18 protein-coding genes are annotated in these 23,502 nt (G+C 59.7%); 13 read left to right on the top strand and 5 right to left on the bottom strand.

Annotation, left to right across the window (positions count from 1 at the left end; translation table 11 throughout):
• Nucleotides 1-356: 356 nt before the first annotated feature.
• Both BCF11_RS20885 and lolA read left to right on the top strand, forming a co-directional pair.
• On the top strand, nucleotides 357-2,708 hold the full coding sequence (locus tag BCF11_RS20885; RefSeq protein ID WP_098496446.1) for a DNA translocase FtsK: 2,352 nt from the start codon (nucleotides 357-359) through the stop codon (nucleotides 2,706-2,708).
• 5 nt (nucleotides 2,709-2,713) lie between these two features.
• Nucleotides 2,714-3,412: an outer membrane lipoprotein chaperone LolA gene (lolA, locus tag BCF11_RS20890; RefSeq protein WP_098496447.1), complete on the top strand. Its 699-nt coding sequence runs from the start codon at nucleotides 2,714-2,716 to the stop codon at nucleotides 3,410-3,412.
• A 116-nt stretch (nucleotides 3,413-3,528) separates the two neighbouring features.
• Here lolA and fdxA read toward each other — a convergent pair whose 3' ends face one another.
• Nucleotides 3,529-3,855, bottom strand: coding sequence for a ferredoxin FdxA (gene fdxA, locus BCF11_RS20895; RefSeq protein ID WP_098496448.1), 327 nt, complete (start codon nucleotides 3,853-3,855; stop codon nucleotides 3,529-3,531).
• A gap of 192 nt (nucleotides 3,856-4,047) precedes the next feature.
• Between fdxA and BCF11_RS20900 the strand changes: the two genes are divergently transcribed.
• The gene (locus BCF11_RS20900) at nucleotides 4,048-5,355 is read left to right on the top strand and encodes a replication-associated recombination protein A (RefSeq protein WP_098496449.1); all 1,308 of its coding nucleotides are present in this window, start codon (nucleotides 4,048-4,050) and stop codon (nucleotides 5,353-5,355) included.
• A 347-nt stretch (nucleotides 5,356-5,702) separates the two neighbouring features.
• Here the strand turns inward: BCF11_RS20900 and BCF11_RS20905 are convergent, their stop codons facing one another.
• Entirely contained in the window at nucleotides 5,703-6,416 is a 714-nt protein-coding gene (locus BCF11_RS20905; protein WP_098496450.1) for a GntR family transcriptional regulator, read from the bottom strand.
• Nucleotides 6,417-6,930: 514 nt separating this feature from the next.
• Here BCF11_RS20905 and BCF11_RS20910 point away from each other — a divergent pair.
• From BCF11_RS20910 to BCF11_RS20935, 6 genes are all read left to right on the top strand, one after another.
• A complete protein-coding gene (locus BCF11_RS20910) occupies nucleotides 6,931-8,004 on the top strand; it encodes a porin (protein ID WP_098496451.1) in 1,074 nt (357 codons plus the stop codon).
• Nucleotides 8,005-8,046: 42 nt separating this feature from the next.
• On the top strand, nucleotides 8,047-9,504 hold the full coding sequence (locus tag BCF11_RS20915) for an NCS1 family nucleobase:cation symporter-1 (RefSeq protein ID WP_098496452.1): 1,458 nt from the start codon (nucleotides 8,047-8,049) through the stop codon (nucleotides 9,502-9,504).
• 70 nt (nucleotides 9,505-9,574) lie between these two features.
• Nucleotides 9,575-10,309: an aspartate/glutamate racemase family protein gene (locus BCF11_RS20920; RefSeq protein ID WP_098497620.1), complete on the top strand. Its 735-nt coding sequence runs from the start codon at nucleotides 9,575-9,577 to the stop codon at nucleotides 10,307-10,309.
• Nucleotides 10,310-11,213: 904 nt separating this feature from the next.
• Nucleotides 11,214-11,714, top strand: a complete 501-nt coding sequence (locus BCF11_RS20925) for a sigma-70 family RNA polymerase sigma factor (RefSeq protein ID WP_098496453.1) — start codon at nucleotides 11,214-11,216, stop codon at nucleotides 11,712-11,714.
• Nucleotides 11,711-12,670 (top strand): FecR domain-containing protein, encoded by a 960-nt coding sequence (locus BCF11_RS20930; protein WP_098496454.1) that lies wholly within the window; start codon nucleotides 11,711-11,713, stop codon nucleotides 12,668-12,670. Before BCF11_RS20925 ends, BCF11_RS20930 begins: the two co-directional genes overlap by 4 nt.
• 508 nt (nucleotides 12,671-13,178) lie before the next feature.
• Complete coding sequence (locus BCF11_RS20935; protein WP_158229244.1) at nucleotides 13,179-15,443, top strand: TonB-dependent receptor; 2,265 nt, start codon at nucleotides 13,179-13,181, stop codon at nucleotides 15,441-15,443.
• A gap of 75 nt (nucleotides 15,444-15,518) precedes the next feature.
• On the opposite strand, the gene BCF11_RS20940 is transcribed toward BCF11_RS20935, so the two are convergent.
• The 3 genes from BCF11_RS20940 to BCF11_RS28050 all read right to left on the bottom strand — a co-directional run bounded on the left by BCF11_RS20940 (nucleotide 15,519) and on the right by BCF11_RS28050 (nucleotide 18,445).
• The gene (locus BCF11_RS20940) at nucleotides 15,519-16,049 is read right to left on the bottom strand and encodes a hypothetical protein (protein ID WP_143751394.1); all 531 of its coding nucleotides are present in this window, start codon (nucleotides 16,047-16,049) and stop codon (nucleotides 15,519-15,521) included.
• The gene (locus BCF11_RS20945) at nucleotides 16,046-17,791 is read right to left on the bottom strand and encodes a hypothetical protein (RefSeq protein WP_098496457.1); all 1,746 of its coding nucleotides are present in this window, start codon (nucleotides 17,789-17,791) and stop codon (nucleotides 16,046-16,048) included. The genes BCF11_RS20940 and BCF11_RS20945 overlap by 4 nt, the downstream gene beginning before the upstream one ends.
• A gap of 495 nt (nucleotides 17,792-18,286) precedes the next feature.
• The gene (locus tag BCF11_RS28050) at nucleotides 18,287-18,445 is read right to left on the bottom strand and encodes a hypothetical protein (RefSeq protein ID WP_158229245.1); all 159 of its coding nucleotides are present in this window, start codon (nucleotides 18,443-18,445) and stop codon (nucleotides 18,287-18,289) included.
• 171 nt (nucleotides 18,446-18,616) lie between these two features.
• Between BCF11_RS28050 and BCF11_RS20955 the strand changes: the two genes are divergently transcribed.
• The 4 genes from BCF11_RS20955 (at nucleotide 18,617) to BCF11_RS20970 (ending at nucleotide 23,498) form a co-directional block, all read left to right on the top strand.
• Nucleotides 18,617-19,156, top strand: coding sequence for a transposase (locus tag BCF11_RS20955; protein ID WP_098496459.1), 540 nt, complete (start codon nucleotides 18,617-18,619; stop codon nucleotides 19,154-19,156).
• A 388-nt stretch (nucleotides 19,157-19,544) separates the two neighbouring features.
• Complete coding sequence (locus tag BCF11_RS20960) at nucleotides 19,545-20,159, top strand: helix-turn-helix domain-containing protein (RefSeq protein WP_098496460.1); 615 nt, start codon at nucleotides 19,545-19,547, stop codon at nucleotides 20,157-20,159.
• A 212-nt stretch (nucleotides 20,160-20,371) separates the two neighbouring features.
• A complete protein-coding gene (locus BCF11_RS20965; RefSeq protein ID WP_098496461.1) occupies nucleotides 20,372-21,760 on the top strand; it encodes an aminopeptidase P family protein in 1,389 nt (462 codons plus the stop codon).
• 127 nt (nucleotides 21,761-21,887) lie between these two features.
• Entirely contained in the window at nucleotides 21,888-23,498 is a 1,611-nt protein-coding gene (locus BCF11_RS20970) for an ABC transporter substrate-binding protein (protein WP_369827805.1), read from the top strand.
• The last annotated feature ends 4 nt before the right edge of the window (nucleotides 23,499-23,502 follow it).

Raw genomic sequence — 23,502 nt, forward strand, 5'->3', positions numbered from 1 at the left:
AAGGCCTTAGGTAACAAATGTCGGGAGCGTCCTGGATTTGAAGAATGCCGTTTTATGCACGCTTGTGGCGGATAAATATTGTCAAGATCATCAAATGGCGCTCAAAAACTCGGTAAGATTATAGTCGAGCAAGCCGCTGTACGTGTGCGGCGCATCAAAATTCGCACGCGCCAGGCTTGTTTTTTACGCATGTTGCAACTGGAAACATCAAACACTGGTTATATATATAGGTATTGGGTGCATAATTTCAACTTGCCATGCATGATTGAAGCAGGGTTTATCCATGGAACTTATGCGAGATGTAAGGTCTTAAACCATTTTCAAGAAGCAACACTAAAGCAACATCAACCGGATTTATGACTAGAACAAGCCAAGCCTATACCCGCAACGCCAAACCGCAGGACGCGGCGCCTTTGCCAAGCCGTCTGGTGCGGCTGTTGTATGAAGCGCGCTGGATCATCTATGCGGTCATCACGGCCTATCTGCTCATCATTTTCGCCACCTATTCCAAGTCCGATCCCGGCTGGTCGCATGGCGCTCTGGTGCCGCGCATGCATAACTGGGGCGGCCGTGTCGGCGCCTGGGTGTCCGACCTGATGCTGTTCGTCTTCGGCGCCTCTGCCTGGTGGTGGTGCGCGCTGCTGCTGCGCACCCTGTGGCAGGGCTACCGGCGTATTTCGCAGCGCTTCGTGGTGGAGAAAAACGCCGAGCCCGAACATCGCCACGAAGGTTTGATCCGTGGCGCCGGCTTCGTTCTGATCCTGGTCGGCAGCCTGGGCCTCGAATATACCCGCATGCAATGGCTGGCGGCGCATGTGCAGCTGCCGCGCGCGCCGGGCGGCGTGCTGGGCCAACTGATCGGCAGCGGCGCGCAGAATGCGCTTGGCTTCACCGGCGGCACCTTGTTTCTGCTGCTGTTGTTTGCGCTCGGCATCAGCCTGTTTTTCCATATGTCCTGGCTGACGGTGGCGGAGCGCATCGGCGCCGGCATCGAAAACGGTGTGCTATGGCTGAAGAATTTCTACATCGCGCGCCAGGACCGTAAGGTCGGCCAGGTCGCTGCCGTCAAGCGCGAAGAGGTGGTGGTGCAGGAGCGCGCCAAGATCGTGGTGGCGCCGCCGATCCGCATCGAGCCGCAGATCGTCGCGGTGCCGAAATCCGAGCGGGTGCAGAAGGAAAAACAGAGCGCCCTGTTTGAAGACCTGCCCGACACCAACCTGCCGCCTTTGTCGCTGCTGGATGAAGCGCCGCCGGCGCAGCAGACCGTCAGCGTCGAAACGCTGGAGTTCACCAGCCGCCTGATCGAGAAAAAACTCTCCGATTTCGGCGTCCAGGTGACGGTGGTGGCGGCGCATCCGGGGCCGGTGATCACGCGTTATGAAATCGAGCCGGCGACCGGCGTCAAGGGCAGCCAGATCGTCGGCCTGGCGCGCGACCTGGCGCGTTCGCTGTCGCTGACCTCGATCCGCGTGGTCGAAGTCATTCCGGGCAAGATGTACATGGGCCTGGAATTGCCTAACCCTAAACGGCAGATTGTGCGCCTGACCGAGATTCTCGGCTCCAAGGTGTATAACGATGGCGTCTCCAGCCTCACCATTGCACTCGGCAAGGATATCGCCGGTCATCCGGTGGTGGCCGACCTGGCCAAGATGCCGCACTTGCTGGTGGCGGGCACCACCGGTTCGGGCAAGTCGGTGGGGATCAACGCCACCATCCTTTCCTTGTTGTATAAATCCGACCCGAACCAGGTGCGGCTGATCCTGATCGATCCGAAAATGCTGGAACTGTCGATCTACGAAGGCATCCCGCACCTGCTGGCGCCGGTGGTGACCGACATGCGCCAGGCCGGCCATGCGCTCAACTGGGCAGTGAACGAGATGGAGCGGCGCTACAAGCTGATGTCGAAGCTGGGCGTGCGCAACCTGGCCGGCTACAACCAGAAGATCATCGACGCCGACAAGCGCGAAGAGAAAATCCCGAATCCGTTCAGCCTGACGCCGGACGCGCCGGAACCGCTGGAAAAGCTGCCGACCATCGTGGTCATCATCGACGAGCTGGCCGACCTCATGATGGTGGTGGGCAAGAAGGTGGAAGAACTGATCGCCCGCATCGCCCAGAAAGCGCGCGCGGCTGGCATCCACTTGATTCTGGCGACACAGCGCCCATCTGTAGACGTGATCACCGGCCTGATCAAGGCCAACGTGCCGACCCGCATTGCTTTCCAGGTCAGCAGCAAGATCGACTCGCGCACGATTCTTGACCAGATGGGGGCGGAAGCGCTGCTGGGCATGGGCGACATGCTGTACATGCCGCCCGGCACCGGCTTGCCGATCCGCGTCCACGGCGCCTTTGTCTCAGATGAGGAAGTGCACCGGGTGGTCGATTACCTGAAGGAACAAGGCGAGCCGAATTACGTCGAAGGCATACTGGAAGGCGGCGTGCTGGAAGACGGCGGCGACGGCGCTGTCGGCGGCGCAGCCGCCGGCGGTAGCGAAGGCGACGAACTTTACGACCAGGCGGTGGCAGTCGTACTCAAGAACCGGCGGGCTTCGATTTCTCTGGTACAGCGCCATCTGCGCATCGGCTACAACCGTGCGGCGCGCTTGCTGGAGCAGATGGAAACCAGCGGCCTGGTCTCAACCATGCAATCCAACGGCAACCGAGAAATCCTGGTGCCGGCGGGTAATGGCAACAGCAATACGGAGTAACAAATATGCAAAAGAAAATTACCGCCAGCCCGATCGGCGTCCGCAGGAACAATATGTTCGCCAGATTCAAATCCGGACGTCTGATTATCGGCCTGTCGCTGAGCATGGCGCTGCTGCCTTCGCTGGCCGGCGCCAGCGCGCTGGAACAGTTCAAGTCCTTCGTCAGCAGCACGCAGTCGGCCAAGGGCGAGTTCTACCAGCAGTTGGTGAAAATCGATGCCGGCAGCAAGACGCCGAAGGTTTCCAGTACCTCCAGCGGCATCTTCGTTTTCGCGCGGCCGGGCAAGTTCATCTGGACCTATCAAAAGCCGTACGAGCAGATCCTGCAGGCCGATGGCGACAAGCTGTTCATCTACGACAAGGACCTGAACCAGGTCACCACCAAGAGCCTGGGCAACGCGCTCGGCTCGTCGCCGGCGGCAATCCTATTCGGCAGCAACGACCTGGAAAAGAATTTCATCCTGAAAGAAGGTCAGGCCAAGGATGGCATGGAGTGGCTGGAAGCGACGCCGAAAGCCAAGGACACGACTTTCGACCATATCGGCATCGGCTTGCGCGACGGCATACCGCTGGCGATGGAGCTGCGGGATTCGTTTGGCCAGGTGTCGCTGCTGACCTTCAAGAATTTCGTCAAGAATCCGCCTTTGTCGGCCGGGCAGTTCAAGTTTGTCGTGCCCAAGGGCGCGGACGTATTGAATCAGTAGGGTGGGCACTCCGTGCCCATGCGGACGCGGCGGGGCGCAGAGCCGGAGCGCGAATGTCCAAGACACATTCCGGGACATGAATGTCGGCGGCACTGCGTGGGCACGGAGCGCCCACCCTACGCCTGTTCCAGGAACTCCAGCTTGTTGGCGACTTCGCGCCAGGCTTCGTGGTCAGGCAAGGGTGATTGCGAACGGGTGATCGGTAACCAGAGTGCGGCCAGGCGGGCGTTGATCTCGATGAAGTGGCGCTGCTCCGGCGGCAGGTCGGTTTCATTGTAGATGGCGCCGACCGGGCATTCCGGCACGCACATCGAGCAGTCTATGCAGTCCTCGGGCACGATCACCAGGAAGTTCGGCCCCTGCCGGAAGCAGTCCATGGGGCAGACTTCGACGCAATCGGTGTACTTGCACTGGATGCAGGAATCGGTGACAACAAAAGTCATGATAGTACGGGTCCGGGTTGGGGCTAGCGTGCAATGGCGAGGCTGGCGTTGGCATCGAAATCGAGCGGAATTCTCTCACAGTTGCGGTTTTTGCGCCGGCAACGGCGAGCAAGTGCCCCTGGCTAGACTGGATTGCGTTTATGCATCATCCTGTTTCATTTTTCAAACCAAGTTTTTCACAGAACCATCTTCATGTCCGATCTCTTTACAGTAGCACCCACTCCGCCACTGGCCGAAGCGCTCCGACCCAAGACTTTGGATGAAGTGATCGGGCAAAGCCATCTGCTGGGGGCGGGCAAGCCGCTACGGCTGGCGTTCGAATCGGGGCGGCCGCATTCCATGATCCTGTGGGGGCCGCCGGGCGTCGGCAAGACCACGCTGGCGCGCCTGACCGCGCATGCTTTCGACTGCGAGTTCATCCCTCTCTCGGCGGTATTCTCCGGGGTCAAGGATATCCGCGCGGCGATGGAGCAGGCGCAGCAGTACCTGGCCCAGGGCAAGCACACCATCCTGTTCGTCGATGAAATCCACCGCTTCAACAAGTCGCAGCAGGATGCCCTGCTGCCGTATGCAGAATCGGGGCTGGTGACCTTCATCGGCGCCACTACCGAGAATCCCTCATTCGAGGTCAACTCGGCTTTGTTGTCGCGGGCGCAAGTGTATGTGCTGCAGGCGCTCACCGAAGACGAGCTGAAGCAGCTGCTGAGGCGTGCGCAGCAGCGCGTGCTGTCGCACCTGCAGTTTGACGATGCGGCCGTGGACACCCTGATCGGCTATGCCGACGGCGATGCCCGCCGCCTGCTCAATCTGCTGGAGCAGAGCGGCAGTGCGCTCAAGGCCTCCGGCGTGATGCAGGTGACGGCGGAGTTCCTGGAAAACGCCTTAACCTTGAATGCGCGCCGTTTCGACAAGGGCGGCGATAATTTCTACGACCAGATTTCCGCCCTGCATAAATCGGTGCGCGGCTCCAGCCCGGACGGCGCGCTGTACTGGCTATGCCGCATGCTGGACGGCGGCGCCGATCCCAAGTACCTGTCGCGGCGGATCATTCGCATGGCCTGGGAAGATATCGGCCTGGCCGATCCGCGCGCGATGCAGATCGCCACCGACGCCGCCGCCACCTTCGAGCGGCTGGGTTCGCCGGAAGGCGAACTGGCGCTGGGGCAGGCGGTCATCTACCTGGCGATCGCCGCTAAGAGCAACGCCGGCTACAACGCTTTCAACCAGGCCATGGCATTTGTGCGCAAGGACAAGTCGCGCGAAGTGCCGGTGCATCTGCGCAATGCGCCGACCAAGCTGATGAAGGAACTCGGCTACGGCCACGAGTACCGCTATGCGCACGATGAACCGCATGCCTACGCCGCAGGAGAAACCTATCTTCCGGACGGCATCGAAGATCCGCGCTGGTACCAGCCGGTGCCGCGTGGCGTGGAAGCCAAGATTGCTGAGAAAATGCAGTTCCTCAGGAGTCTCGATGACGACGCCAGGGGCGGCAGATAGGCGCTATTGAAGTTTCAAGATTCATGAATCGCATTTGACAAACCTGGCGCTACGCAGACGGAGTCATCTGGGGTCAGAGTCGATTTTCGCGGCGCTTTATCGCGAAACTCGACTCTGACCCCACATGACGGATTCGGAGAAAGACAGGGCGCATTACATGGTTTTGTTTTCTGACGACGAGGCATGCACTCCGTGGCCCGCTAATTAGGGTCAGAGTCAATTTTCTGCAAAAAAACGCGCAGAAATTTGACTCTGACCCTAATTAGCTGCGTGTATTAAGCGCGACGAAAAACAGGGTTACGGTTTGGTCGTGTCTTATGAAATTCTCAGTAATTCAGGCTGGGCCGTCACAGTGTCCGTACCGGCGCAAACAGCTTGGCGAAATCCACTTCCTTGGGCGGAGTGGCCTCGGTCAGCAGTTCGGAGGCGTACTCGCCCAGGTGATGCTCCATCAGCTTGGCCGCGCGCTCGCCATCCCCTTGTTCAATCGCATCCAGTATCGCGCCGTGCTCGTCCGCCGAGCAGCTGTTGCGCTTCGGCGTTTCATACAGGCCGATCAGCAGCGAGGTGCGCGCAATCAGGGTGCGCAGGTAAGCGCTGACGATATGGTTCTGGTTGGCTTCGCTCAGCTTGATATGGAATTCTCCCGACAGCCGGATCCAGGCGCCCCAGTTGCCTTGTTCGCGCAGGGCGTGCTCGCGTTTCACCAGCGCCCGCAATTCCGGCAAGACCTTGCGCTTGGCAGCCAGGCTTTTGACCGAGCCGCTTTCGAGGATGCCGCGTGCCTCGAAGACCTCGCGCGCTTCCTTGACGTCATGGGTGGCGATCAGTGCGCCGCGATTCGGCTGCAGGTCGATCACCCGCTCGTGCGCCAGCTTGACGAAGACCCGCCGCAAGGTGCCGCGCGTGACGCCGAAGGCTTCGCACAGCGGCGCTTCCACCAGTCGGGTTCCCGGCGGCAGCTGATGATCCAGGATGGCGTCTATGATGGACTGATGGATGCGTGCATCGATCTCGTCGTTGCTCAAGTCGTCTTGCGCGATCCTGGAAACGGCGCTCATGGCAGATTCCCCGCCGGCGGGTTTTGCTGTGTTCTGGAAAGGATGTGATTCAGGATTGTGCGCAATTTATACATGGATCGAGAAAAATTCTTCAAAGTATTGCCACAGTATAAATCCTAAGCTCGTGACGTGCACGCTCTGCTGAAAATCTCGGGCAATGTTTTTTCCGCCTTGCCAAGTGCGCATCCAGAGCGCACTAAAAATAATTTTGTGCACAAAGCTGGTTCCGCATGCACGTAATCTGTGCGCCAGTGAACCTGCCGGAGCCATCGTTTTGTTTCGGCCACGTCTGCGTTTCCTGGTCATCTCCCCTATGTCATACGATTAAAGCGCCTGCCAGAGACCTGGCTTGGCACGGTTCTGGCTTTGTGTAGATTCAGGATTGTGCGCAATATGTATTTTTATTGTGCATCTTTCCAGGCCGATGGCCGAAGGGGAAGCAAGTGTGCTGTCGCGGTTGACGGCAGCGCTTGCCGGACAAGGGTAGCGAACTACACAGACAACAAGGATAAAGATGAACCCACTATGCAAACTGGGAGCAGCAATCGTATTGCTGGGCATGACGGGCAGCATTCTGGCGCAAACCAGCGTGGCGGTATCGGGCGTGATCGATACCGGGATTTCCTACGCAAGAAATGCCGGCAATGGCGCCCAGGGCAAGCTGGGCGAGGCGGACAGCATACTCGGCGTGTCCAACGTCGGCTTCCGCGGCAAGGAAGATCTGGGCGGCGGCCTGAACGCGGTCTTCAATCTGCAGGCCGGCTTCAATCCTGGCAACGGCGCGCAATCCGCCGGCGGCCAGCTGTTTTCCCGTAACGCTCTGGTCGGCCTGGAAAGCGGTTCCGGTGCGCTGACCTTCGGCAAGCAATGGAACTTCAACGACGACTGGCTGGTCGGCAGCGTCTTCAAGGGTGGCTACAACTCGGGCGCGATTTTCAAGTTTTCCGAATTCGATGCGGTCAGTGAAATCTATAACAACACCGTCAAATATGTATCGCCATCGCTGGCCGGGTTCCAGGGCGGCGCCATGCTGGGCTTGGGCGAGGCCGCCGGCAGCGTGCGCAGCGGCCAGGTCTACAACCTGGCGGCCTGCTACCAGCAAGGGCCTTTGCTGCTGGCCGCGGCTTACGACCATGAGCAGAGTGCTGGCGTGGCCACCGGCGACAGCGTCTACAAGCTGGCCACGCTCGGCGCCAGCTACGGCCTGGGCGTGCTGACCGCCCGGCTGGGCTATGCCCACAGCGATATTTCCGGTCCCGGCGTGTTTCAGTCCATCCCATCGCTGACAGCGAGGAAGGCCTATGCGGTCGAAGCTGGCCTGGATTATGCACTCACACCAGCCTTTACCTGCTCGGCCGATGTGATCTACCGCAGGAACACCACTCTGGCGAACAGCAGCAAGGTAGCGCGGCTGCTGGCCATCTACAGCTTGTCGAAGCGCACCAGCCTGATCGCCAACCTGGCGCACCTGAGCAATGCCGGCGGCGCCTCGGAGACGCTGGTCGGCACCGACTCTACGGCGGCCGGCGGCGGCTTCGCCAATCAAAGCCAGACCGCGCTCGCGCTCGGCATCCGCCATCTGTTTTGAATTTGAGTCCCCAATCACCCACATACCGGATCAGGAGCAACGATGGAACAGCACAATGCAATCATCAAGCCTTCGTACCACGACAGGCTGACCAATGAAGACCTGGCGCCGCTGAAAAAGCAGACCTGGGGCAGCTACAATATTTTTGCGTTCTGGATGTCCGACGTGCACAGCGTCGGCGGCTATGTCACCGCCGGCAGCCTTTTTGCGCTGGGGCTGAGCAGCTGGCAGGTGCTGGTGTCGCTGCTGGTCGGGATCGTCATCGTGCAGTGCTTCGCCAATCTGGTGGCGAAGCCGAGCCAGATCACCAGCGCTCCTTATCCGGTGATCTGCCGCACTACCTTCGGCGTGCTGGGAGCGAATATCCCGGCCATCATCCGCGGCCTGATCGCGGTGGCCTGGTACGGCATCCAGACCTACCTGGCTTCCGGCGCTTTCCTGCTGATCGTGCTCAAGTTCTTTCCGCAGATGGCGCAGTACGCCGACCTCAAGCTATACGGCTTTGCCGGCTTGTCTTACCTCGGTTGGCTCGGTTTCATGGTGATGTGGGTGCTGCAAGCCATCGTGTTCTGGACCGGCATGGATGCGATCCGCAAGTTCATCGACTGGGCCGGCCCCGCAGTCTACGTGGTGATGCTGCTGCTGGCGGCGTGGCTGATCAGCAAGGCCGGATGGAGTAATATCGACCTCAACCTGGGCGGCATCAAGTACAGTGGCGCGGCGGCGCTGCCGATCATGATCAATGCGATCGCGCTGGTGGTGTCCTACTTCTCCGGGCCGATGCTCAATTTCGGCGATTTCTCGCGCTATGGCAAGGACTACAAGTCGGTCAAGCGCGGCAATTTCTGGGGGCTGCCGGTGAATTTCCTCGGCTTTTCACTGCTGACGGTGATCTGCATCGCCGCCACTCTGCCGCTGTACGGCAAGCTGATCACCGATCCGGTGGCAATGGTCGGCCATATCGACAACACCTTCGCGGTGGTGCTGGGCGGGCTGACCTTCATGATCGCCACGGTCGGCATCAACATCGTCGCCAACTTCGTTTCGCCGGCTTTCGATTTTTCCAATGTGGCGCCGAAGCAGATCAGCTGGCGCATGGGCGGCATGATTGCTGCGGTGGCCTCGATTTTCATCACGCCGTGGAACCTGTTCAACAATCCGCACGTGATCCATTACACGCTGGATATCCTCGGTTCTTTCATCGGTCCTTTGTTCTGCATCCTGATCGCTGATTTTTATCTGGTCAAGAAACAGCAGGTGATCGTCGACGACCTGTACAGCATGGATGAAAAGGGCGCCTACTGGTACAGCAACGGCTACAACCCGAAAGCCATCATGGCGCTGATCCCGTCCGCCATCATTCCGATCCTGTGCGTGCTGGTGCCGGCTTTCGGCAGCCTGGCCAATTTCACCTGGTTCATCGGCATGGGCTGCGGCTTGCTGATCTACTGGACCATCAGCGTCAGGCAGGCGCTGCCGGCCGCCGCGGTAGCCAATTAGTCGCTGCAACCGGCTTGGCAGCGCCAGGCCGGCCATGCCGCTGCGGCGGCGTCTTTTCCGGCATTCTATTTTGAAAATAAAAATCATCAACCCGAACACCACCTGGAGCATGACCAGGAAAATCGGTCAGTGCGCGCGCCAGGTTGCGGCCGGCGGCACCGAGATCGTGGCGGTCAGCCCTGGCATGGGGCCGGCCTCCATCGAGAGCCATTACGATGAGGCGCTCAGCGTACCGGGCATCCTGGAGGAAATCAGGCTGGGCGAAGCGGCTGCCGTCGATGCCTATGTGATCGCCTGTTTCGGCGACCCCGGCCTGTACGCCGCGCGCGAGGCCGCACGCGGCCCGGTGATCGGCATCGCGGAAGCGGCGATGCATGCCGCCAGCCTGATCGGCGCCAACTTCAGTGTGGTCACTACCCTCGAACGCACTTGCGGCATCGCCTGGCATCTGGCCGAGCGCTATGGCATGCAGCGCTTCTGCCGCCGGGTGCGCGCCTGCAAGCTGAATGTGCTGGAGCTGGAGCAACCCGGGTCGGCTGCCTACCGCATCATCCTGGAAGAGTGCCGGCAAGCGATGCAGCAGGACCGGGTCGACAGCATTGTGCTCGGCTGCGCCGGCATGACCGATCTCTGTCAGGCCATCGAAGAAGAACTGGGCATCGCCGTGATCGACGGCGTGGCGGTGGCGGTGAAGCTGGCGGAAAGCCTGGTGCAGCTGGGCCTGAAGACCGGCAAGCGCGGCGATCTTGCCTATCCCTTGAAAAAGCCGTATAGCGGCTTGCTGGAAAGTTTTTCCCGATCCTGAACCGCGCATGGTCCTGGCCGATAGTGGCCTTGCGACAGGCGACGTCGTTCATTCCGTCCGTCGCGACGCGCCCAAGCCTGTGCTTCTAGCCGAGGCACAGACTTGGACTTTGCTTCCTCTCAGTGACATGCTTTGCGCACCAAATCGGGGCATGCTTGCTATTGCCGTAGGATGGGCACGATGTGTCCACCCTACATAATTTCATTGTCAATCACGATACCTTCACGTAATCACCCTGCGTTTCGCATGCCGCACCATCTTTTTTTGATGTCCTTATGGCATCGCGCCTGCCGCCAGCTGCGTTTGAGACAAAGAAGCGGCCATTTATCTTTCTATAGATTTTTTTGTTCTATATATATATGTTTTTTGCGATAAGGGAATCCAACAGAAATCAGCCGCGCTTGGCCTCGATATTGCTTCTATTCGTGAAGTGAAGCGGCTTCTTTCATTACTCTGTTGTGTTCATCGCGCCGTCCCATAGACAACCCTGTCTGTCTGAATGTCAAATGGCGAGTGCGCTGCAGGGTAACAATCGTCTTCGCCGTTTGCGGACTTGTTAACAGCAAGCCAAGCAAATGTTCAAATAATTAAATGTTTAGCGAGAATTATATTGTTATGTCCCTTTTGTCTTATTGACGGCCAGCGTAAATTAGCCCTACATTTTGGTCTTGAATTAAGTAGAGCTAAAATTCAGTACGCGTTTTTTTTGCAATGTGTTGGTTTTGCAAGGAGGCGTCGCAGGAGCGTCAGTACTGAAAAAAGCCAAGCTGTTTTTACGCAATTGCCGGCATCCCTGATTTTAAGCTTAGCCCTGCCAGCGGTTGGCAGAGCGCATATCCCATGAGGGAAGCTGTCAGTCATATGCCGAAAAATGCTGCAAAAGAGCCACATAGGAGAGCCGCTTATGCCCAAGCTTGAGGCTACATCGATACAGTCCTTATATATCGAGCACCATAACTGGTTGCTAGGATGGTTGCGTCGGCGTCTAGGCAATATCGACCACGCCGCGGATATTGCCCAGGATACGTTCGTGCGCGTGCTGCTGAAGTCGGCGATCGAGGTGATCGAGGAGCCGCGCGCCTACCTGACCGTCATCGCCAAGGGCCTGGTCGCCAATGCCCATAGGCGCGATGCCCTCGAGCGCACCTATCTGGAAACGCTGGCCTTAGTGCCTGAGGCGCTGGCGCCGTCGCAGGAATATCGTGCAATGCTGCTTGAAACCTTGTTTGAAATCGACGCCATGCTGGACCGGCTGCCGGCCAAGGCGCGCAGCACTTTCCTGCTGTCGCAGCTGGAAGGCCTGACCTATGCCGAGATTGCCGAGCGCCTCGACATTTCAGTGCGCACCGTCAAGCGCCACATGGTGCTGGGCTTTGAACAATGCCTGATGTTTTCCCTGCCATGAACGACACGCAAATCAATCCCGCGATCATCCGCGAAGCCGCAACCTGGCTGATGACCTTGCACGGCGGCGAAGCGACCGAAGCCGACCAGCAAGCCTGGCAGCGCTGGCGTTCGCGCAGCCCCGAGCATCAGCGCGCCTGGCTGTGCGCGCAAAAAATCAATAGTGCATTCAGCGACATCCCGGCCGAGCTTGGCATGCCGGTGCTCGATCGCCCGGTGTCGTACCAGCAGCGGCGCACGGCGTTGAAAGCCTTGTCGCTGCTGCTGACAGCGGCCCCGGTAGCGTGGCTGGCGACCAGGATGCCGTGGGAGGAGTGGACTGCCGAGTATCAGACCGGCACCGGCGAACAGCGCGATGTTGCGTTGTCCGACGGCTCCCGGCTGGTGCTGAACACGGCCAGTTCGGTCGACGTCAAATTCGATGCCGCCAAGCGGCTGGTGCGGCTGTACACCGGCGAGATGCTGGTCAGCAGCGGACGCGACCAGCGTGTCCCGGCGCGGCCGTTCCTGGTGCAGACCCGGCACGGCATGCTGCGTGCGCTGGGTACCCGTTTCGATGTCCGGCAAGAAGGCATGCGCAGTCATGTGGCGGTGTTCGAGGGCGCCGTCGAAGTTGTTCCGCAAAAATCGGAGGGTAAGGCGCTGCTGCTGAAGGCTGGCCAGCAATGCGCATTTACTGCCAAAGGCGTAGAGCCGGTGCAGAAGGCCGATGGTACGCTGGCGCTGTGGTCGCAAGGCGTGCTGGTTGCCGAGAAAATGCGCCTTGCCGATTTCATCGACGAGCTGGCGCGCTATCGTCATGGCCGTCTTGTGTGCGATCCGGCGGTAGCCGATCAGCTGGTGTCGGGAGCATTCCAGCTGAACGACACGGACCAGGTGCTGTATTTGCTCAGCAAGGTACTGCCGGTGCGCGTAGAGAAAATAAGCCGCTATTGGGTGACTGTGACTAAAGCCTAGTGTAGTGTTTCGCACATAATGACACTTAATAAACGGCGTCTTTTCGCGCCATGCGTCGTTGCAAATCCTCGCGATAGCCCACTATCGCTCCGGTTTGCGCGGGGCGGCCATCCGCCTAGCCTGGCACGAAAATCCACCATTTCTTAAGCGCCATTACATGCGAAACACTACACTAGCTGGCAGGGCGTATCTTCCAATATATTCCAATGCGGCGGATTTGAAATTTGATGTGGTGTGGTTTGACCTGACAGAGCAGCCTCCTTTTTCATGCGATTTTATGCGATGGGGTTTGCCGGGCAGGCGCTTCTGATAGCTAACCGAGAAAGCAATTCGTATGGTTCTACAAAATTCTCGGCGACGGATTTTTGATACATCGCGGCCGCTTTCTGTGGTCATGCGCCTACATATGGCCTGCTGGTGCCTGGCGTCGGCAGGCTTTGGCGCCCCTCAGCTGGCATGCGCCCAAGCCGCGCAGCAGGCAAAAAATTATGCAATAAGCGCAGGCAAGTTGAACCAGGTACTGGCGGTCTTTGCCGCGCGGGCCGGCGTTTCGCTTGCCTATGATCCGGCGCTGGTGCTGGATAAGCTCAGTCCCGGCCTGAATGGAACTCATGCCGTGGCCGACGCACTCATTCATCTGCTGAGCGGCACCGGGCTGGAAGCGGTCGCCAAGGCCGAGGGCGGTTATGCGTTGCGGCGCCAGGCGGCGCCATCGGCGCAGCGGCCGTTGCAGACGGCCGATGTGCCGATGGCGGCAGGCGCCGCCAGGGACGATGCGCTGCTGATGGAGATGATTGTCTTTCCACCGCCCGATGGCGCGGCCGTACAGGGTTTTGCCGCCGTCAGCAGCAGTAGCGCCACCCGCACCAGCATGCCGCTTTCCCAGATTCCGCAATCGGTGCAGGTGGTGACGCAAGAGGCGCTGGCCAGCCAGCAGTCGCAATCGGTGCTGGATGCCTTGCACGACGTCAGCGGCGTCAATATCTATAACCTCGGCGTCGATACCACGGTGTATATCCGCGGATTCCTGGCGCCGACCCGCATCAACGGCCTGGAGCAAGGCCCATCCCGCATCGACAATGCCAGTTCGCCGCTGCATACGCCGCTGGCGGCGATCGACAGGATAGAAGTCATCAAAGGCGCCGATTCGATCGTCGCCAACGGCGACATGGAGCCGGGCGGGCTGGTCAACATCATCACCAAGCGGCCGCAGGCCGAGCCGGTGCGGGAACTGACGGTGGAGATGGGAACCCAGGGCCACCAGCGCTATGCGCTCGACCTGGCCGGCGCGCTGTCGGATGACCAGGCCTGGACGCACAGGGTGATCCTGTCCGGCAGCCACGACTCGGATGCGATCGACCGCTACGACAGTTCGCGCGACGTCTATTTCGCGCCGTCGCTGGGCTATCGCCGCGACGGCACCGTGGCCGTGGTCGGCATCAATTATCAGCGCAACCAGCAGGCCAACGGCGGCCTCGGCCCGATCGGCGTGGTGGACGATGGCTTGCTGAGCACCAGCGTCGGCGCCAGCTATGACGTACAGCAGAAGATGGGCGGCAACTGGGGCTGGCAGAGCAAGGGCAACTATATGCGGACGCGCTTGTCGTCGCGTTCATATAACTGCGTGCAAAGCGACGCAGCCGATGCCGGATTGCGGGATTGCCAGACGCAGGCGCTGGAATCGAGCGCCTACGGCTGGAATCTGGAAAACAGCGTGCACGGCACTTTTCATAGCGGCCAGGTCAAGCATACGGTGCTGGCAGGCGTAGCGCTCAGCTATAGCTGGCGAGCGGTGCCGATGGCGGAAATAGGTCCACCCATGATGGCGACGCTGTCCCGCAGCAGCCTGCCGGAAGTGCCGGCAACCAATCTGACGCCGTTCGGCCCGGCGGTGACGCTGAACTATAACAACTGGTTTTTGCAGGACCAGCTGAGCTGGCGGCGCTGGCGTTTCCTGGCAAATCTCGGCTATACTCGCGCCTGGTCGCACGCCACCGACCCGCAAACGGAGAAAGTCACGTCGCTGCATCCGCAGAGCAAGCCGGTCTACAATATCGGGCTGTCCTACCAGTTGAACGATAACGTCACGCTGTACGCCAACCGGCAAAAAAGTTTCGTGCTGCAGGCGCAGCCGTCGGGCATCCGCTACGGCGGCGGCGCGCCTGGCCTGTACAACCTGCCGCCGACGGACGGTAAATCGCTGGAAGCGGGCGTCAAGCTGAATCTGCTGGATGAACGCCTGATACTGACGACGTCAGTGTTCCGGGCATCCCATGCGAATGTGCTTTACGGCTTTGCCTACGATGCCGACGGCAACCTGTACACTGGACTGCTACCGCCCACCATCAGCCGCGGCATGGAGTTCGACCTGGCCGGCAGTCCACTGCCAGGCTGGAATCTCATCGCGTCTTATAGCTACACCGACTTCCGCTACGCACAGCCGGCCGGTTTCGTGGTCGAACCTTCGCTGATTGCGCGCCACCAGGCCAGCTTCTGGAGCAGCTACGACCTGCAGACGCCAGCCTGGCGCGGCTGGGGCTACGGAATTGGAGTGACTGCCCGCACCGGTTATCCCAGCAACAGCGGCGAGCATATCGGTGGCCAGGTTTCGCTCGATGGCAACCTGCGTTACGCCACCAAGCGCTGGTCGCTCACCCTCGGCGCTCGCAATCTGCTCAACCGCCGCCTGTACGGCAGCTTCGCCAATCTGCAGGAAGGCATCGGCTTTGAGCCGGGCAGGGTGTTCGTGTTAACCGGCCGTTATAATTTCTGACTTGGGCAAGCGCAGCGCCTGGCGGCAACAGGGAACCGATAAAAACTTACCAGCTCCCCGCACCGGCAGCAGCGCCTAGCGCACCTTTTCCTGCGCCGGCATTACCGTCAGGTTCTCACCCTGCGGCGTGCGCAGCGCCTTGCCTGCCATCTTGCGGACCGCCCTGGCGTTGCCGACAGTGACCGGTAGCGACACCGCCTTGGTGCGGTCGCCCAGCGTGACGAACACATTCAGCTCATACACGCCGTCGGCCGCGGCACGGACGTTGGGCGTATCGGTGACCACCCCATCCTGGTTGCTGACCAGGTTGGCGCTGCCCAGCGTGACCACGGACAAGCCGGCATTGCTGCGGTATTCCACGTGCAGCGGGGTATTCGGCTGGTCGGTAGTAAATTGCAGCAGGATTGGCAGGGTGGCGTTCTTGCTGGTTGTGCTGCCGGACGCCAGTTCGACGGTGACTGCGGCGCTGACTTTTTCGCCATGGCGGGCGTCCGTCGCTTTTTGCGCGATCTCCGGCAGGGGTTTGGCGATGCCATGCTGCATGCCGCAAGCCAGCGCAGTCAGCACGGCTAGCGCCAGCAGGCTATTTTTCATGAGGACAGTCATTGCATTTCTCCGGTTTTGACCTGTGCAAGCAGGATCTTGAAGCAGCCGCTATTGGCGCTGGCGTTGATGGTGGCGACATAATCGTCCTGCGCCGGCAGGTCATAATCGACATCGTAGGCGCCGCCGAGATTCGGATCTTTCACCATATTGCCCGCGATCGGCTGGCCTTTGCTGTACAGCTGGAAGGAAGGATACAGCCCGCCGTCGGCGCTGATGCGCACCGTGTGCTTGCCTTTCTGCGGCAGGCTGAAGCGCAGGTAGCGATAAACGCCCAGCTTGTTGTTCTTGCCGTAGGCGCTGGTGGTGCATACCGTCGCATCCTTGCCGACCGTACCGGCCTTTGATTTTACGCCGGCTTCCAGCGCGGTATACACCGGCAGCACAAATCCCTTGTTGGCAGCGATCACCGCCGGCGGCAGATCGGCTTGCCTGAGGCCGAACATGTCGAGCTGATCCCTGTTGACGGTGTTGATTTCCGCCAGCAGATTGTCGAGCGTGGCCTGGCCGGCGGCATTGACATTGCCGCGCAGCGCGGTGGCGAAGGAAAACAAGCTGGTGAAGGCGGGCGATTTCTTTTGCGCCGCCATGGCCTGGTAGATCGGCAGGAAGCCGATATCGGGCGACTGATGCAGGCGATACAGCACGGACTGCACCGCGACTTCGCCGAACCAGGCTTTGGCGGCATCGTCCGGGATCTGGTCGACCTTGAACACCACGCCGACCTTGCCCTGTTGCTCGCCCTGGGTGTCTACATACATCGGATCGTTGCGCGCCATGCTGGAAAACGCATTGCCCCAGCCTTCGCTGAACGCCAGCCGCATGTCGAGCAGGTTGGCGCTGCTGTGCGGGCCGCCGGTGCTGTCGTCGCGCGAAAAGCTGGCCTGGAAATAGTGCCCCCACTCGTGCGCGATGACGCCGGCATCATACTCGTCGGTGTCGACATCTTCATGGCCGAGGATATGCAGTCCGTGTATGGTCTTGTCGCCGGCGCCGTTGAAGAAGGTGCCGTCATCGCTGCCCGGACTCCAGAATATATTCAGGGGCGGGAAGCTCAGGTTCTTGTCGGCTTCCAGCACCTTGTGGCTGGCGCTGTAGACCGTGTCGAGAATGGCGAACGGCCCGGCGCTGCGCGGATTGGCATAGCTTCCTGTCGCCGCATCCCAGCCGGAGGCCGCATTGAGGTCGTGGATGCTGGCTTTCCTGCCGCTGTTGAAGCTGGCGCCATCCATTGCAAACAAGGCGGCGCCGTCGACCGTGACGCCGTAGCCGTCCGATGAGTTGTCGCGCACCGCGAAATTCCAGCTCGGCCCGGCGACCTTGCCGGCAGTATGCAGCATCTGCGCCTTGGCGCGCACGTGGACTGCGGTGTCGAGCGGGGCCTGGAAACTGTAGCTGCCATGTGCGTCGGTTTCGGTCGACAGCAATACCTTGCTGCTTTTATCGTTGATCAGTTCGACCACGACATTGCGCGCCGGCTTTTGCACGGTCTTAGCGTAGTCGAGTTTGGCCAGCCATTGGCCCTGACCGTCCTTGCTGGCCACCGCCGGCACGAAATCGTAGGTGATCCTGCCGGATACGGTGGCTGCCGCAGGCGGATTTTTCGCCGCTGCCATGCTTTGATTTTGCGCATTCTCTGAGCTGGCGGCCGGCGCCGAACTGTTGCCGTCGCCGCAGCCCGCAAGCAGCAGCGCGGCCAAGCTCATCATCGCCAGCTTGCCTTGCGCTTGATTTGTGTCGCTCATCTCTGTCCCCGAATATGAAAAGAAGCATTCATTTCGGCTGCCGGCATGACGCCGGCAAGCAAGACATACAGCCCCGAATCTGGCCATTCTCTGTAACCGCCCATATGCAAAACTCCTGATTTATAGTTTAGAAGCGAGCACTCGGTCGTCGATTGCAAAACCTTTCATAGCGGTTTTATCAACAGTCCTTATTTAGGTTGCCCCGCGAAAATATAAAAGAGGCCAAACCGGATAAATGTTTTTTGCCCGGGGTGCGATCGATCGTTGATCGATGCTGGCGTCATGGCGGCATTTTCTGTCGCAGACAGTTACAAATAATCGGGCCGGAACATGGCCCTTTTTCCTTTCTGGATGGGCATCCCTAGTGAAAGCGGATATCAGCGTCGACAACATCGGCACCGATGCCACTTGCAAGCGAATGGCCAGGCGCGAGCCGGGTGCTATATTTTTTGAATTGAAAGAAAGGAGTCGAGCGTGACTGCCTATGTGGATAGATCAGACCGGCTTTCGTTGCTGACCCAGGCCGCTGCCGAGGCGACCGGCCGGCGTTTTTGCTCGCATCATCAAGGTCAGGTAGCGGCCGGCGAGGGCGATTTCGTCATGCGCAATAAAGTCCGGCGCTGGGTTTGTTTCCGTTGTCAGAAAAATATCCAAAGCCAGAATGCGGCATTGCTGAAGCAGCGCGCGTGATTGCCCGCTGCAGCACCCGGTGCGGCTGTTACAAATTATTTTGAGCCGGAATGGCCCTTTTTTGCGTCCTTGCGGGGCAAGCAAGGTAGGGGAGTTAGAAGTCCTAATATCGTGACCGAAAAGAAGTGAGCAGCCATGTCGAGCATCTACGGAATCAATCAGGGCCATGCCGAGAACACGGTTTTCTCGGGGAAAAAACAAAATACTGCTACTGCATCGTATGTGAAGTTGAAAGACGAGCAATGGGAGAAGCTGGAGCCCATGCTGCGCGGAAAAGAGGGCGATGCCGGCGCCAGGGGCCGCGACAATCGCCTGTTCATCGATGCCGTCTTGTGGATTTCAGGCAGCCGCCGCCTGTGGCGCGATCTGCCGCTGCGGTTTGGCAAATGGAACACCGCCTACATGCGCTTCATGCGCTGGAACCAGGGCAATCTCTGGCGCCGCCTCGCCGAAAACATCACGGACGACCCCAAGCTGCGGGCAGCGTTCGACAACATCGTCGACTATGGCGATGAATGGAGCCTGCGCATCAGGCAGCGCGCTTCCAGGCGTGTCAGCCGCGAGGCTTACGATGCGGCCGTCAAGCACGCCACGACCGAAGCGGCGCAGTCCGCGGGCGACGACTCGACCTTGCACTGGCTCAGCCTGGTGAACGAGAAACTGTCGCCGGAATAAGCCTGGGCGCTGCCGCCGTGAGGCGATAGCGCCGGGTTTGCCAGGCAGGCTGGAGCGCTGCCGGCCAATTATCATCCACCAGACTGCTCAATGGCATCCGCGCGCCCCGTTATGGGGCTACGCAATATGCGTATTGCCGGCCGCGCTCATCCCCTCAAACTATCATTTCTCCGCAGTTCTAAGGTAATCTAAAAAAGATCCTTGACTCCAGTTTTAGTCTGACTATAATTTCCGACGCCTGACCGAGGATACAACAGCTGTAAACGTTATCGTAGTTGCCATATTAAATATTATAAATATTAAAAAGTTACTGTCGGATTAGCACGGCGCAGATCGTGCTTTCCGATTTGAATGTGATAAACATCAGGTACAGGCCGGAGACAATTGAATGGAAATACCAGAGCTGGGGATCTCTATCCGCACGCGGCGTCATGCCATCAACAAGACGCTGGTGGAACTCGCCACCGAAACCGGCTTGACCGCCGGCTTTATTTCACAGCTGGAGCGCAATCTCACCAGTCCCTCGATCACCTCGCTGGTGGTGATCGCCAAGGCGCTGGGCGTGTCGATCGGCGATCTGATCCAGCAACCCGCGCAACTGCAGCCCGACACCTATCGCGGCCAGCGCCAGCCGTACTCGGTGGCCAGCGGCCGCGTCAAGTACGAGCGGCTGTCGACTGTGTTCCCCGGCAGCCAGGTGCATTCCGTGAAATTCACCATGCCGGCCGGCTACAAGTCAGAAATGGTCTCGCACGAAGGCGATGAAATGATCTATGTGCTCAGCGGCCGGGTCGGCTACACGGTAGGCAAAGACAACTACGTGCTGAATGTCGGCGACAGCCTGCACTTCGACGCCAACATCCCTCACAGCATCGAATCGCTGCCGCATGAAAACCAGGTGGCCGAAGTGATCTGGGTCGGCACCGTATCCCTGTTCGACGGGCCGCAGCAGCCTGAACCCGCGGTACAGAAACATCTGCTGCGCGGCACCGAATTCTTTTGAGGCTTTACTTGTAAGGCGATTCTGGCCGGTTTATGGCATGGTTTTTGCACTTGCAAGACGGGTGTAGCCGCAGGCGTCCAGCGCCTGCGGCTACGTAATACTTATATGCAGGAATTGCAGTTGTGATGGAGTGGTAATGGAGCAGACGATGTATCGGGAATGGATGCAAGCAATAGCCGGCCGCGATTGCCACGGCAACCTGCGGGGTGCTCATGTTTGAGCCGACGGTCTACGCGCAGCGGCGGCGCCGGCTGAAGCAGCAGTTTTCCTCCGGCTTGCTGCTGTTCCCGGGGAATGCCGATGTCTCCATGAACTATCCGCACAATCATTACTGGTTTCGTCAGGATTCTTCGTTTTCCTATTTTTTCGGCCTCGACCAGCCCGAGCTGGCCGGCCTGATCGACATCGATGCCGATGCCGACATCCTGTTCGGCGACGACGCCGGCCTGAACGAGGTCATCTGGGTTGGTCCGCAAGACACGCTAGCGCAGCGCGCCCGCAGCGCAGGCATCGAGCGCGTGCAGCAGGCCGGCGAGCTGGCGGCAACGCTGGCGCAGGCGCGCAGCCAGGGCCGCACGATTCACTACCTGCCGCCGTATCGCGGCGAAACCATACTTGAACTGGCCAGGCTGCTGGACTGCACGCCGGCGCAATGCCAGGCCGGCGCTTCCGAGAGCTTGATGACGGCGGTGATTGCGCTGCGTGAAATCAAGAGCGACGCCGAAATCCAGGAAATCGAGAACGCCCTCAGCGTCACGCGCGACATGCACCTCGCCGCCATGCAGTTGGCCAAGGCCGATACCTTTGAGTATCAGGTGGTGGCGGCGATGGAAGGCATCATGCGCGGCCACGACCTGCAAGCCGCCTATCCGATGATTTTTTCCCGCAGCGGCGAGATCCTGCACAACCGCGATCATCACAACCGCTTGCGCAGCGGCGACCTGGTGGTCAACGACGCCGGTGCTTCCAGCGTGCTCGGCTATGCCAGCGACATTACCCGCACCTTCCCGGTCGGCGGCCGCTTCAGCGAACGCCAGCGCAGCCTGTACCAGATCGTGCTGGCGGCGCAGCAGCTCGCCATCGACATGATGCGGCCAGGTGTTTCTTATCTTGAAGTACACAAGCAGGCCGCGCGCCATATGGTGGCGGCGATGTCCGAGCTCGGCTTCTTCTGCGGCACGGCGGAGCAGGTGGTTGAATCGGGTGCCTACGCGATCTGCTTCCCGCACGGCCTGGGACATCAGATGGGACTGGACGTGCACGATATGGAAGGCCTGGGCGAAACCCGGGTCGGCTATGACGCCAGCGTCAGCCGCAGTGAGTTGTTCGGCCTGCGCAACCTGCGTCTGGCCAAGCCTTTGCAGGCCGGCATGGTGGTGACGGTCGAGCCGGGCATTTATTTCATCCCGGTGCTGATTCAGCGCTGGCGGGACGAGGCGCGCCACAGTAACCTGATCAATTACGAGAAGTTCGCCGAATACCTGGACTTCGGCGGCATCCGCATCGAAGACGACGTGCTGGTGACCAGCTCCGGCGCACGCGTGCTGGGGCCGGCGATTCCCAAGACCTGCGCCGAGATCGAAGCCTTGATGGCGGCCTGAGCGGGCCATGTGTGTTTGCAATATAAAAACGGCATCTGAATGTAATACAGATTCAAGCTTGTGCACTCGATATGAATTGTTGTTAAATGAATCAGTTTCACCATAACCTAACGAAAGAAAGAGACCTATGATGAAAAGAAAATTGATTGCCAAGGCCGCGCTGCTCGCCGTCATGTGCGCCAGCGCCGGTTATGCGACTGCCGCCAAGACCCTGGTGTTCTGCTCGGAAGGCAGCCCGGAAGGCTTTAATCCGCAGCTGTACACTACCGGCACCACCTTCGATGCGTCGTCGGTGCCGATGTACAACCGCCTGGTCGAATTCGAACTGGGCACCACCAAGCCGATTCCCGGCCTGGCGGAATCCTGGACCGTCTCCGACGACGGCCTGACCTACACCTTCAAACTGCGCAAGGGCGTCAAGTTCCACAGCAGCGCCAAGTTCAAGCCGACCCGCGATTTCAACGCCGACGACGTGCTGTTCTCGTTCAACCGCATGGGCGACGCCAACCATCCTTACCACAAGCTGGCCGCCGGCCAGAGCTTCGGCTACTACCTGGACATGGGCATGGACAAGATCGTCGACAAGGTTGAAAAAGTCGACGACAGCACCGTGGTGTTCAAGCTGAAACATCCGGAAGCGCCGTTCATCGCCGACCTGGGCATGGATTTTGCGTCCATCCTGTCGGCCGAGTATGCCGACAACATGAAGAAGGCCGGCACGCCGGAAGTGATCGACCGCGAGCCGGTCGGCACCGGTCCTTTCCAGTTCGTTTCCTATCAAAAAGATGCGGTGATCCGCTACAAGGCTTTCGACGCTTTCTGGGGCGGCCGTCCGAAACTGGACAGCCTGATCTACGCGATCACGCCGGACGCCTCGGTGCGCTACGCCAAGCTCAAAGCCAACGAGTGCCAGGTGATGGCGTACCCGAAACCGGCTGACATCGAATTGATGAAAGCCGAACCGGCCATCACCATGATGACCAAGCCGGGCTTGAACATCGGCTACATCTCCTTCAATGTCGAGAAAAAACCGTTCGACAACAAGCTGGTGCGCCAGGCGCTCAATATGGCGGTCGACAAGCAGACTATCCTCAAGACTGTCTACCAGGGCGCCGGCGTCCCGGCCAAGAATCCGATCCCGCCGACGCTGTGGGGTTATAACGACAAGATCAAGGATTACACCTACGATCCAGTCAAGGCCAAGGAATTGCTGGCCAAGGCTGGCTATCCGAACGGCGTCGAGGTCGAGATGTGGTACCTGCCGGTGACCCGTCCCTACAATCCGGACGGCAAGCGCATGGCCGAACTGATCCAGGCCGACTGGGCCAAGATCGGCGTCAAGACCAAGCTGACTACCTATGAATGGACCGAGTACCTGAAACGCAGCAAGCAGGGCGACCAGCACTCGATGATGTTCGGCTGGTCCGGCGACAACGGCGATCCTGACAATTTCTTCGCGCCGTTGCTGGGCTGCGAAGGCGTCAAGGGCGGCGGCAATACCGCGCGCTGGTGCAACAAGGATTACGAAGCATTGATCCAGAAAGCCAAGCTGACGCCGAAACAGGACGAACGCGCCAAGCTGTATGAGCAGGCGCAGGTGATCCTGCACGAAGAAGCGCCATGGATCGACCTGGCCCATTCGGTGCGCTTCACGCCGATCCGCAAGGAAGTGCTGAACTTCAAGATGGCGGTGTTCGCGCACCATCATTTCGAAAAGGTTGACCTGGCCGGCAAGTAAGGTC

Source organism: Collimonas sp. PA-H2 (genome assembly GCF_002564105.1).
Lineage (GTDB): Bacteria > Pseudomonadota > Gammaproteobacteria > Burkholderiales > Burkholderiaceae_D > Collimonas.